The sequence below is a fragment of the Methylomonas fluvii genome (assembly GCF_014850975.1).
In the GTDB taxonomy this organism is placed as follows: Bacteria; Pseudomonadota; Gammaproteobacteria; order Methylococcales; family Methylomonadaceae; genus Methylomonas; species Methylomonas fluvii.
The window spans coordinates 753,044-764,623 of sequence record NZ_JACXST010000003.1 but is presented as its reverse complement, the minus strand read 5'-3'; the positions used below and the strand labels follow the sequence as shown (position 1 = coordinate 764,623).

Here is an 11,580-nt window from a genome sequence, read left to right as displayed (position 1 = left end):
TTTATCCGCGGCGCCGGCGTTTGCCGGATTCGTCATTGGGTTTGGGTTGCAACTCGGGTTTGGCGGCGACCGCTTGCCCGTCCTTCTCGGCCACATCCACCACGCCGCCGTCTTTGACCCGGTCGATGCCGGTGAGGATTAGTTGTTCGCCGGGGGCCAGATTATGTTCGATAGCTACCTTTTCTCCCTCGCTGGGGCCGGGTTCGACGCGGCGCAGATGGGCGATGTTCTCGGCATCGACCACGTAGACAAATGCGCCTTGGGTATCGTGCTGCAAGGCGCTGCTGGGTATCTGCGTGACGCCGTGCAAGGTATCCAGATGCATGCGCACGTTAACAAATTGATTGGCGAACAGGGTTTGCTCGAGATTGTCGAATTGCGCCTTCAATTTAATGGTGCCGGTAGTCGGGTCAATTTGATTGTCCAGCGCGGTGAGTTTACCTTCGGCGAGTTTCAGTTTGCCGCCTCTGTCGTAGGCCTCTATATTAATAGCCTGGCATTCGCGATAACGTTTCACCACCTCCGGCAATTTGTCCTCGGGCAGCGTGAACACCACGCTAATCGGTTGTAACTGGGTGATGACGACCAGGCCGTTGGCATCGTTGGCGTGGACGATATTGCCCTGGTCGATCTGCCGCAGGCCGGTGCGACCGGAAATCGGCGCGGTCAGTTTGGCGTAGCCAAGTTGCAGTTTGGCGCTATCGACCATGGCTTGATCCATTTCCACGTTGCCTTGATATTGCTTGACCTGCGACGCCTGGGTGACGGTTTGTTGGGCGGCGATGGAATCCTGAGCTAGCAAGGTTTCGTAACGGGCATGATCCAGCTCGGCGTTTTTCAACAAGGCTTGATCCCTGGTTAACTGGCCTTGGGCCTGTTGCAATTGCACCTGAAACGGTCGCGGGTCGATTTCCGCTAGCAAATCGCCGGCCTTGACCATTTGCCCCTCGCTGAACGCTACTTTCACCAATTCGCCGTCCACGCGCGGTTTGACAGTGACGGTACGCAAGGCGGTGACGGTGCCGAGCGCGTTCAGATAAACCGGAAAATCGCCACTGCTGGCGGACTGGGTAGCGACGACGGCAGGAGCATCGGGTTGTTCAAAAAAACGCCGGCCCTTGCTGCCGCCGCGCTCCGCTTTAGTATCCGGGGCGGCTTCGCTGTGCTGAAAATAGACGCCGGCGCCGGCCAGACTCACGGCCAGTAGGGTGCCGGTCCACAACCAGGGCCGGCGCTTGCTCGACGAAGGTAAATCGGAAATTTGTTGATTCATGCTTGGATACGTTTAGGTAAGGTTTGCGAACGGATGGCGCGGATGCCGGCCAGCGAAAAGTCCACCACATGTTCGGCAAAGGCGCCGATGTCGCTCATGTCGTTGGGGAGCGTGCGCAGCGGCCGGGCTTGTTGCATTTGTTTCAGGCGTAGCAATTGAAAGCATTGGCCCATGATGCTGGCGTGGCAATATTGCAATTGTTGTTCGCTGGCGTCCTGGCCCAGGCATTCGCGTAGCAAGCCAAACATTTGCTGACGCTGCGGGTTGATTTCCTTTTCCAGAATGTCGGCCAGCAAGCGCGTTGGTTGCGCCATTTCCTTGTGAATGATGGCAAACGAATAGGATTCGTCGTCGGCCAGGCGGCGGATTAGCGATTTGATACGCCCGGCCAGCCGTTGTTCGACCGGCGCCTGTCGGGGCACGCCGCCGTCGGGTGGATGCTGGCCTAATTCATGGTTGAAGGCATGGCGCCAGGCTTCCAGATAAAGGGTTTGCTTGTCGCCAAAGTGATAATTTACCGAGGCAATATTGGCTTGGGCCTGCTCGCAAATCTCGGCGATGGTCGCGTCCTGATAGCCTTTCTCGGCAAAGATGCGACCGGCGGCATTCAACAATCGCTCGCGAGTTTTCTCCGACTTGGTTTTTAGGTCAGTCATGCGTAGTGCTGGAACGATGAGTGGATAAATGTGAAATTGCTAATTCAAATACGCATTTAACAAAGCACGCTACATGCCAACTTTGGGAAGGTGGCGCTTTAAAGGGTCTAGCCGCGCTTGCGGCGGGGGATTGTTTGAAATTCAGCAGCGATTGGTTGCAGAGTGTTGATGGCGGGGCAGAACCCACTTGTTACTGAGGCACCGGCTCAGCGCTCTCCAGCATCGAAAGAGTTCTGAGTCAGGCCTGTTTGCGCTGAGATTGAGGCACCTGTCTTCAGCCAGTGCCTCAATTGTTGATCTGCTTATCGCGAAGCTTTGGTGATGCCTATGGCTTTACGCAGATCCCCTAAGGTCACCACACGTGGACCGTGCAAGGCAGCAATCTGTCCAACTTCCAATTTCAGCCGTTGAATATTTTCATACAGATTCAGCGAATAAGGGTTCACGGATGAAGGTGCCGGCGCGTTAGCGGCTTGCGGTGTGTAGGCGTCGGCCTCGATCAATATCTTTTCCTTGGGCAAATACACCGCAATAAAAGCGTCGTTGTGGCTATTCTCAGCCAACGCATGAATTTCAATATTGCGTTTACCGTCAGAAATCACCTGTTTTCCGGCAAAGCTGATGAAGTTTGCAGATTTTTTGGACTTCTCCAGATTGTCGGGGTTAATGCTATGCGGTGCGGCCCAGATTTTCTCGTAATATGCCTGATTGGGCTGATGGGTGACGATAGTGGCTCCGGCATCGACGAAGGTGCGCAAGCCGCCGCTGTGGTCAAAGTGCGCGTGAGTATTGATCACGTATTTGATCGGTTTATTGGGGATGGTCTCCTTGAGTTTTTCGATCAGCGCCAAGGAGCGTTCTTCGTTTTGCGGTGCTTCTACCAGCACGATATGGTTTAGCTGTTCGATGGCGACGCTATGGTGAGTACCGCCTGTCAAATAGTACACGCCGTCCGCAAGTTTATTGGCTGCGACGATAATGTTCGGTTTTTTGGCTGCTTCGGCAGGCACCGCAATGTCCACTGGCGGGTTGGCTTTTACCGTGGTGACGTTTAAATCCAATACCGGATAGCCGCCTTGTAGACGCACGATATGGCTGGGAAATAAGCCGCCGTCAAATTCCTTGTAGTCGCTGTATTGGGTTTCCAGCAAGGTGTCGCCAAGCACGGGGTTGTCAATCCAGGTTTTAACATTGGTTAATTGGTGGCGGGCATTCAGTGTGCCCTGGTAGCGGTATTTGCCGTCCAAAGTAAAGCTGACTTCGGTGTCGCTGCCTTTGTCTTCAATTTTGGCCTGATGGCGTTGCGCTGCTCTTAAAAATCCTTGTGGCGTGGCCCATATTTCGGCGGCGCGTTCTTCGCTAGCGGTGGGTTGCGTGGTGATGACGGGGTTAGCGCTGGTGGCACCGGCAGCAGCGGGGGCAATGTTCCAGGCATAAGCGCCGCTGACGTATTGATCAACCTTTTGTTCGGTGGGTTGCGGCCGATTCCGCCCCGGCTCAATCTCTTGCAAACGGCTGATTTGCACGCGGGCGCTGGCGGTCTCGTAATTGATGTCGGCGGTGTAGTCTTTGATGGCAAACGGCGGCCAGGGCAGGTCGGGATTCGGCGCCTGACCAAATTGGTACCAACGGCCGGTGCCGCTAAATTCGATGGATTTGAGGTTCGTGACGCCTGCGGCATCGCTGGCTAATTGGATGCTGTTTTGATGCAGCGAACTACAGCCAGTGAAAATAAGCGCGGTTAAACCCGCCGTTCGGTATAGCAATTTATGCATGTTAACTCCTGTTGGTTTGAAATAGGTGTAGGGTTCGGCGCGGGTCAAAATAGGCTGTCTGCCAGCCAATGCTGGCCGGTTGGTAAATCTCGCTACTAGGTTTCCGGCGCTAATTGATTTCAATTGGAGCTGAGATCAGCAAGAGCTGTGCCGCTTAACGGTACGCCGCCAACGCTGGTCTGTCAGTGGATGATTTCGGGTGATACGAAGGGCGATATGCTGCTCAACTAACAATGTTTGCTGCTCAGGTGTTTATGCAGAATCAGCTCGGTGTGCCGTGTCGGGCCCGATGATAAAAACACACGGGAGTGCTTGGCAGTGCGTCTTCCGCATATTGTCTTTATGCCAATATCTGAAATAGACATCGAAATATATCGTTTTTAAAGAGAGTCTGGCGCTGGATAGAATTTCCCTAAGCTTGTCACCCAGGGAAACCTTTTATGTCGTTTGCAAAAATATCATGGGCCTTAGAAGGGAGGAGGTGAAAAACGGATAGGATTAACCAACACAAAACACCCCGGACGCCCCGAAAACTCTAGTTTTCAGCCAAAACACAAAAATTATTGAATTCCGGACAAAAACGGTATCAATTCGGGAGAATATTCCTGGTAATAGCCGAAAAATACCACTCGCGATTGGTGAATAAATACCGTTTAAACATCATTTATTACCTTATCGAACTCGGTTTAAAACCAGTGTGAGATGATCGATAGTCACATGTTCAACCAGATTTTTATCGCTATCTGGAAACCCAATTAACTCCCTCTTCGGCAATCCTGGGTGATTAACCCGCCGTCTCACCATGCCGCCAAATGCCAATGCTTTACGTTGTCTCGGTGTGATCAAATAAGGCTCAGTTCCTCCTTGATGAAAACCCGCCAATTTTGCATCCCTAGCCCCATCAAAACCCAAAATCAACGTATCCGCTGAAACCTGATAATTCAGACTGGCAAGCATTCGACCGGTTTTTTTCAGCGGTCCACCTTTTCTATTGCCAGCGGCTAGCGTCAATTCAGACAAAGGTTGCCAATCATTCCCTTGTGGATCAACGCCTTTTTCATGCCGCTTCCGATTCACCCGTAACAACGACTCGCCGATACTGCCCAACATTTCGCCCGGTGTAGCAATCTCTCGCCGGGCGGCTTCCATAATTCGCTCCGAATGGCTGGTATCAAACTCAATCTCAAATTGCATAATCCCTACCTCTATATATAATGAGTGCGTGGCGATAGGAGACTGGCCGACTGTACGGCAGACCCAACCAAAACCACAGACCGGCTTACAGCACCAGCCGGCCGTTACTTCTTAAACAGCAACCGGCCAATGCGTTGCTTGTCAAAATACTTCAACCGCTGCTTTGCACTGCTCGGCTCAGCCATAAACGCAGTCGAACCAAACCAACCTGTTCGACCCCATTCAAACGCAGAAATAGCAAACTCGCCGGTTCCATCCACTTCAAACGCTCGCAGATAGCGTCGTTTCAGCCGCCAGCGCTTAGGTTTATCGGGATTATCATTAGTCCATCTTTGATCTTCTTCCCATTGCCACCAAATTTCATCAGGCTCGATTAATGCCATCGCCACCAAATTGGCATATTGCATCCGGCCCGCCTTTTCCGGCTTGGCCAACCATTTAAAATTCCCGGAACCATCGTTGAATAGCGCTTTGGTAATGGCCAACGTGCTGCCAACTGCATCAGTAAACGCCGCCCCGTCCTCCATCGTCGCCCCGAAAATCGACAAAAACTCCGCCACCGCCACTTCCGGGGCGATATCGGCTGGCAGCAGAATGTTGGGCGAAACTTTAGTCGGCTTCGGCATTTCCGGCACCTTAAACCCAGTCGGCCACGGCTTGTCGCGCTGCTTTAAAATTGCGTCGTAACCGGTCAACGGCGGCACCGTCAACGGCTCTAAATAGGCCTTGCCAGGGTTATACGCAAACCCAGGATCAATCCCTTTCGGTACCCGCACAGTGCGCGGCGACGCACCTTTACTGCCTACCGTCTTGGTTTCCCATTCGAGTACCAAATTGTCAGGTCCGGACATGCCCTTGGCTGTCCACAATTGCTCAGCCTCCCATTGTGACAACGAATTCCACCGGCACCGACAGCCCCAACCATTCTGCGGCGATATCACATCAACAACCGGATCGTCGATTGAAAAAATAAAACCATCCCATGCCTTGTGTTCCAGTCGCGGATGCTCGATAGAAGTATGGTCATACTCCAAATAGGGCCGCAGATGCTTCACGGCCATCATTTGCTGCCAGCGCCCGGCGTTATACGACTGGTTAATATTGGTGTCATAGATGATCTTGCTACGCCAACCCGCCGAACCGTTATAACTCCAGCCGTGCTTAGCCACGATGTCATCAAACTGCGTCCTAAAATCATCATACCCGCCGCCATTCTGCTTGGCGTCGTGGATCGCGTTATAAAAGTCCTCCACCAGGGCATCATGGGCCGCGCCGGCCACCACAAACGCATGGCTATGCTGTTGTTCCCATATATCGGTCCAACTGGCGGTCGGCAGCTTGATCTTGGCCTTGTAAAAATCAATCGCCTCGGAAAATGGCAATTTGGCCGGCGCATCTGTCACAACTCAATCTCCCACAGTGCCAGCTTGCCTCGGGTACGAATCACTCGCCCGCCATACGGCACTTTGCGGCCGATCTTGCGCCAGCAATGCACCAACTCAAACCCGGCCGCGGTTAATTCGGCTTTCAAATCGGCGATATCGCCGCGCGTTAGTTTTCGCTGAGATAAATCGGCCGACAGCAACACCGTATCCGGTCCGATTTTGTCCAATTTCACCACCGAAACGAAAGGCGCGGCGTCTTCAAATCGTTTGCCGGGATCGAACGTCCGCGCAATGCCCTGCGTCCATTCGATATGCACGCTCATTTTGCACCGCCAATTTCATCCCGTCCCGCCAAATGCGCCGCCGCCATCCCCAACTGCAATGACCCAGCCCAGGCTTTACTATCCAAATTCAACGCCTCAATCCCGGCAATGGCATCGTCAAACGAGCCGGCAGCCGCAACCACCGCCGCAATCTGCTGAATTGCGGCCTCTTCATGCGGCATGCACAACGCCGCTAGTTGCTGGCTATAATTGCCGGCGATATCGCCCGCCGCTTGTTGCTTGGCCAGCGCCGCCAACCGTGTCAAGGCCGCGCCCGCCTGAGTCGGTGCCGGCGACTTACCGGACACCGTCAAAATCTTCGCGTCCTTGCCCGCTTTCGGGATCTGCAGCGCCTGATGCGCCCAATCCACGTCAACCTCCATGCCCATCGCCGCTACTAAGTCCAACACCTCGGCCATGGCTTTTTGATCCACCTCATCCGAGGTGTCATATCTAAACTCCGGCATGCGGCCTTTAGCAAACATGCCGTTTAACAGCACAATCGGCAAGACGATATCGCGGTTGACGGTCGGCTGAATTTGTTGCACGTCGTGCAGCATAATCTCGCGTCGGACCTTGTCATGTACCTGGCCCAGCGCATTGGTGCTGGTCTTGCCATCCGCCTGGCTGGTCAACGTGCCGCCCAAAATCGCCATGGACTGTTTTCGCTCCCAATATTGGATGGCATTTAAAAAGTCAGTGACGTTGCCGGTTGAGGTTTGGGTGACAAAGTCGATGCTCATCGTACTGGGTACGATGCCGGCACCGTCGTTGCCGATATTGCGTACCGCCTTTAGCAACTGGTCTCGCTCCGTTTTGCCGATGCCGGCCGGATACTTACCGAGCCGCAGCGGCATGCCGTACACCTCTAAAAAGCGCTGCATGTCGCGCGCGTTGTAGGCTTTATAAGCATAGGTCCAGGCCAGTACGCGGAATAGCGCCGCTTGCTCGATGTAACCGGATTTGGCGCGGTGCTCGTGAATCACCCAGCCCCAATCGCGTAGCGGTTCCGGCATGCCCATGCGCCGGTACATCAACTCGCCGCTGTTGATATCAATCTGAAACTCCCGCTGTGGCACCCAATGCAGCGCTGCGGGTACCCATTCCGCACCAGTGCGCCACTGGATCTCTTGGCATGCCAGGCCCTTGCCGATAGCGTCGGTTAAATCGAACAATACATCTGAAAAGCTCTGATATTTACGCTTGCCAGAATCGTCTTCGCCTTTAATTTGACAGAGCATATCTTTCAGCTCCTTAGTGCGGTCGATCTCGGCCTGCGTGGCATCGTCTTGCGGATGCAGATCCCACTCCAGCCCAGTCACCGCGCGGCGGCGTTTGGCTAACTCACCGAATATATGCGCGTCCTGTTCCTCGACCAGCTCGAACAACGTCGCCTGGTCGGTAATGTAACCCTGATCGGCCTGGGCAAAGGCGTTGGCCAGCCGGGTTGGGTCCAGCGTGTTGACGCTGTTGTAATTCATCGGCGTGCTTTGCGTGGAGCGGGCGCCGGCCTGCAACACTTGCAGGCCTTTCTTGCTGACGCCCGCCAGCGCGGCCAGGGCGGCTTTGGCTTGTTTAATCATGCTGACCTCACGACTGCGACATGAATACTTAGCCACAATAAATTGATCGAGAAAACCGGCGCCGTGCCCTCGTTATAAGAGAACCAGCCCAGTCGAAGCAGGTGATACGCGCGACCCAGTTTGGTTGTGCTGAACCACAGTTCATCGGATAGGCGAATAGAAAGGTATGTGCGACCGATAACCTTCTTAAACTCAATCGGCAACAAACTTTTCTTGCTGAGGTTGGCTAGCTTGGCCAGGGCGGCTTTAGCTTGTTTAATCATCTCCCTTCTCCACTACATACGGCGGTTTGTGGTAATCAACATCGCTAAACAAGGCATCACCTGGAAAAGCCATTTTTTCCATTTCGTTGTATATATTTCCGATCTGCCCAAAAACAGCTCTGGCCAACATAGAGTCATAACCAAATTCATTAACAAATGTTGAGAACGTATTCCCGCGTCCACTGGTATACAGCCACTCCAAATAATCAGCTGCAATCTGCAGTAGGGCAACGTTGTTTAAATGCCCGATATGCCTTTTTTGAATTAAATCGCGCCGATGCAAAATCTTCAATTTTTCATCTTCGACGCGCTTCAATATCTCGGCCAGCTCATCTTCGGTGAACTCGCTCATATCAAACTCTGCCTCAATCATCATCCCAATCCTCGTCATAATCGCTATTCCCCCGGCTGGTGGAGCGCCGCTGGCGGCGACCGCTGCCTGCCGGGGTGTAATTCCACTCGCCGCCAAACTGTTTGGCGATTTGCCACAGCATTTCCAGCGCGTCCGGGCCGTCGTCGTGGTCCGCTTCCGGCCAGAACTTCAATTGCTCGATCAGTGTGGACTGGCTGCGGTGCAGCCGAAGCTGCTCGTTGTTGACATACGGCTGTAGCCCGATGATGCGCAATCCCTTGTCAGTATGTGGCACCACCGGAATAGCCGGGAACGCTATACCCAGCAACGCCGCGCGCTTGATCAGCTCGCTATGCAAAAACGCCTGAAACTGCACCGTCTCCAGCGCCCAGGCCAAACAACCGTACTCAACCTGCAAATCAATCGCCCGGCTGATAATCAAATCCGGCACCCGGCGGGCGATATCGGCTTCCACCACATCCAGCACCATCTTTTTGCGGTCCAAACCACCGACCAGAATCGCCGACGGGTCGCCTTTAACCGTGCCTTTCTTGCCCAGCGATGGATCAATCGCGCCGAAGAACACCCAATCGGCCAATCGGTTAACCCAAAACTGCACGCCTTTAAATGGCGCGTTCTCGTCGTTACCGGCCTCGTTTTGCTGTTCTTGAGAAAAGGCATCGTGATTGATCGCTCGCATGCACATCAGCCGGTACAGCGGCCGCACTTCCGGCCAACTGCACACCGCGCCGGCATCCATCGCCGCTTTGTTGGCTTCGTAAAATGCCTTTGCATCGGCTTCAAACTGCTCTTTTTCGTCGTCATCGCCGCTGCGGGTATACAGCGCTTCCCATTGGTCCCAAAGGTCCATGCGGTCCGGCCATTTCAGAATTGAGCGGAATATCCGCCGCCGCCAACCCGGCGCGCGGGAAACCCGGTTAATGGCAGCGTCGTAATGCAAACTGGTACCCACCCAAAACACATCCATGCCGCCGCCCGGTCCGGCCAAACCCAGCACCGCCGATAAAACGTACTTCTGCACCTTATCGCGCTGGCCCTTATCCTTGACGTTTTCGTCGTTCTCCAAGTCGTCCAGGAAGATCAGGTCAGGCCGGTGCGGGCCGTGCTTCATACCCCGGATTTTCTTGCCGGTACCGCCAATGCGGATCTTGATGTTGCCAGCGGTGATGGCGGTGGTGGCTTGCCACACCCGGCCACGACCGCAGGCGTCCGGAAAGTCCATCGCCAAGCGCGGGTTGGTGTCCAGCTCGGCCTTGATGCTCTCCAACATCTCTGCCGCCTGTTCCTCGGTGTTCATGATGATGCCGATCATGTGCTTGCGGCCGGTGACGATGCACCACAGCGAACCCAACTGGGTTTCGTAGGTCGATTTAGCCTCGCCGCGCGGCGCTTGATGCACTTCGCGGGCGTCTACTTGGCTATCGATGCAGGCCGGGAAACGCTCGAAAATAAACTGGTGAAACGCGCTGAAATGCGGCGTCGGCACATAGTGTGGAAAGTATGTTTTGCAAAAATAGCCGTAATCGTGCCAGGCACGTTCGCGCCGCTCCTTACTCGCCGCCGGATCGGTGGCAAACGCCTCGCACTCCAGCTCGATTTGCTGACGGATCTGCTCGCCGAGCACCGCCAGTTCTTTTTCAAACTCGCGCCAGTTGCGGACTTCCTGGATGTCGAGGGTTTCAGACATGGCGAGCCTCGCAACGACGGGCGATTTCTACCAAAAATTTAGCTAGTGGGCCCGGCGTATGCTCTCGCTCAGGCTTGGTACATTCCATTCGATATTGCGGGTTGCTCGGTGATTTTCGCTGACGGCTTTTGGCAATTACTTTAGCCTGCGGGCCCGGCGTTATTGGCATTAACGGCAATTGATCAGGTGTAATCCCGCATATGTATAAAAACGTTGGTTTTTCGCACGTGTGGCCAAAATTGCATTGAAAAATCGGTAACGTCCAACCGCCAAACTCATCAACTTGATTGGGTAACGGGAGTTGTTTTGCTGGCCATAATTTCGATTGCCGGGGGTGTTCAAGCACTCCCCCAAATTTGCGGACCATATCGACAGCCCACAGCCCCAATTCTTTTTCATCCGCGCGAGGTTTGGCCATATGACTAAGTTGTCCCCACTCGCGGCATGGCGGATGCGCTACGACCGGCGCGCCGCCCGGCCAATTGAGCGCGTCACGCTGCGCGTCCCAAACATCGACACCATCCAGTGTTTTGTAAATGGAGTCCTGACGGGCAAATAAAACGGTAACTTGCTTAACCATACCTTTTCCCCAACACCGCCCCAATCTCCTCAATATGCGGCTGCAAGGCCCGCAAGGCTTGCGGATCGCGCTTTTGCAGCAGATCGACAATGGTTTTCAGCGTATCCAGCGCCACGCTCAGCCCACTAAACTGCGGATTAATGCGCGAAAACGCCTTGGCAAATTTAGAATGCGCGTCAGCCAGCTGCGACAGCACGCCGGCTTTCTCGTGGGCGGGAATGGTCGAATTGTCCAGCTCGCGGGTTGTCGTCAACACTAGCCTGGCGAAATCCTCGACCATGTTCTTATTCAGTTCGTCGATGCCTTGCTCGCTGACGCGATACGCCGCCCGCGCCGTGTCCCAATCGTCGCCGCGCTCCTTACCCAGCCGTTTCCACTCGCGCGCCGTGTCGTAACTGACATTGCAGCAAGCGGCAGCAGCCGTTAGCGCCATGCCTTCGATGTACATGCGCCTAACGTTGGTTCGCGTTTCAGGCGTGTGCGCCATG

Annotated in this window: 12 protein-coding genes; all 12 read right to left on the bottom strand. The window is 54.4% G+C overall.

Features of this window, described 5'->3' with window-relative positions:
- Position 1 precedes the first annotated feature (1 nt).
- The 12 genes from EBB_RS21115 to EBB_RS21060 all read right to left on the bottom strand — a co-directional run bounded on the left by EBB_RS21115 (position 2) and on the right by EBB_RS21060 (position 11,579).
- The gene (locus EBB_RS21115; RefSeq protein WP_192395682.1) at positions 2-1,273 is read right to left on the bottom strand and encodes an MdtA/MuxA family multidrug efflux RND transporter periplasmic adaptor subunit; all 1,272 of its coding nucleotides are present in this window, start codon (positions 1,271-1,273) and stop codon (positions 2-4) included.
- Entirely contained in the window at positions 1,270-1,929 is a 660-nt protein-coding gene (locus tag EBB_RS21110) for a TetR/AcrR family transcriptional regulator (RefSeq protein ID WP_192395681.1), read from the bottom strand. The genes EBB_RS21115 and EBB_RS21110 overlap by 4 nt, the downstream gene beginning before the upstream one ends.
- 302 nt (positions 1,930-2,231) lie before the next feature.
- Positions 2,232-3,704, bottom strand: coding sequence for an MBL fold metallo-hydrolase (locus EBB_RS21105; RefSeq protein ID WP_192395680.1), 1,473 nt, complete (start codon positions 3,702-3,704; stop codon positions 2,232-2,234).
- 672 nt (positions 3,705-4,376) lie between these two features.
- Positions 4,377-4,898 (bottom strand): phage virion morphogenesis family protein, encoded by a 522-nt coding sequence (locus tag EBB_RS21100; RefSeq protein WP_192395679.1) that lies wholly within the window; start codon positions 4,896-4,898, stop codon positions 4,377-4,379.
- A gap of 104 nt (positions 4,899-5,002) precedes the next feature.
- Positions 5,003-6,301, bottom strand: coding sequence for a PBECR2 nuclease fold domain-containing protein (locus tag EBB_RS21095; protein WP_192395678.1), 1,299 nt, complete (start codon positions 6,299-6,301; stop codon positions 5,003-5,005).
- Complete coding sequence (locus EBB_RS21090; protein ID WP_192395677.1) at positions 6,298-6,606, bottom strand: hypothetical protein; 309 nt, start codon at positions 6,604-6,606, stop codon at positions 6,298-6,300. Before EBB_RS21090 ends, EBB_RS21095 begins: the two co-directional genes overlap by 4 nt.
- The gene (locus tag EBB_RS21085; protein WP_192395676.1) at positions 6,603-8,189 is read right to left on the bottom strand and encodes a DUF935 domain-containing protein; all 1,587 of its coding nucleotides are present in this window, start codon (positions 8,187-8,189) and stop codon (positions 6,603-6,605) included. The genes EBB_RS21090 and EBB_RS21085 overlap by 4 nt, the downstream gene beginning before the upstream one ends.
- A complete protein-coding gene (locus tag EBB_RS21080) occupies positions 8,186-8,452 on the bottom strand; it encodes a hypothetical protein (protein ID WP_192395675.1) in 267 nt (88 codons plus the stop codon). The genes EBB_RS21085 and EBB_RS21080 overlap by 4 nt, the downstream gene beginning before the upstream one ends.
- Positions 8,445-8,828, bottom strand: coding sequence for a hypothetical protein (locus EBB_RS21075; RefSeq protein WP_192395674.1), 384 nt, complete (start codon positions 8,826-8,828; stop codon positions 8,445-8,447). The genes EBB_RS21080 and EBB_RS21075 overlap by 8 nt, the downstream gene beginning before the upstream one ends.
- The gene (gene terL / locus EBB_RS21070; RefSeq protein WP_192395673.1) at positions 8,818-10,512 is read right to left on the bottom strand and encodes a phage terminase large subunit; all 1,695 of its coding nucleotides are present in this window, start codon (positions 10,510-10,512) and stop codon (positions 8,818-8,820) included. Before terL ends, EBB_RS21075 begins: the two co-directional genes overlap by 11 nt.
- Positions 10,505-11,092, bottom strand: a complete 588-nt coding sequence (locus tag EBB_RS21065) for a hypothetical protein (RefSeq protein ID WP_192395672.1) — start codon at positions 11,090-11,092, stop codon at positions 10,505-10,507. Before EBB_RS21065 ends, terL begins: the two co-directional genes overlap by 8 nt.
- Positions 11,085-11,579, bottom strand: coding sequence for a DUF1804 family protein (locus tag EBB_RS21060; RefSeq protein ID WP_192395671.1), 495 nt, complete (start codon positions 11,577-11,579; stop codon positions 11,085-11,087). Before EBB_RS21060 ends, EBB_RS21065 begins: the two co-directional genes overlap by 8 nt.
- Between the last annotated feature and the right edge of the window lies 1 nt (position 11,580).

Bases quoted from the DNA above. Each gene is read 5' to 3' on its own strand.
- EBB_RS21115 (WP_192395682.1), bottom strand. From the start codon at position 1,273: ATGAATCAACAAATTTCCGATTTACCTTCGTCGAGCAAGCGCCGGCCC.
- EBB_RS21110 (WP_192395681.1), bottom strand. From the start codon at position 1,929: ATGACTGACCTAAAAACCAAGTCGGAGAAAACTCGCGAGCGATTGTTG.
- EBB_RS21105 (WP_192395680.1), bottom strand. From the start codon at position 3,704: ATGCATAAATTGCTATACCGAACGGCGGGTTTAACCGCGCTTATTTTC.
- EBB_RS21100 (WP_192395679.1), bottom strand. From the start codon at position 4,898: ATGCAATTTGAGATTGAGTTTGATACCAGCCATTCGGAGCGAATTATG.
- EBB_RS21090 (WP_192395677.1), bottom strand. From the start codon at position 6,606: ATGAGCGTGCATATCGAATGGACGCAGGGCATTGCGCGGACGTTCGAT.
- EBB_RS21085 (WP_192395676.1), bottom strand. From the start codon at position 8,189: ATGATTAAACAAGCCAAAGCCGCCCTGGCCGCGCTGGCGGGCGTCAGC.
- EBB_RS21080 (WP_192395675.1), bottom strand. From the start codon at position 8,452: ATGATTAAACAAGCTAAAGCCGCCCTGGCCAAGCTAGCCAACCTCAGC.
- EBB_RS21075 (WP_192395674.1), bottom strand. From the start codon at position 8,828: ATGATGATTGAGGCAGAGTTTGATATGAGCGAGTTCACCGAAGATGAG.
- terL (WP_192395673.1), bottom strand. From the start codon at position 10,512: ATGTCTGAAACCCTCGACATCCAGGAAGTCCGCAACTGGCGCGAGTTT.
- EBB_RS21065 (WP_192395672.1), bottom strand. From the start codon at position 11,092: ATGGTTAAGCAAGTTACCGTTTTATTTGCCCGTCAGGACTCCATTTAC.
- EBB_RS21060 (WP_192395671.1), bottom strand. From the start codon at position 11,579: ATGGCGCACACGCCTGAAACGCGAACCAACGTTAGGCGCATGTACATC.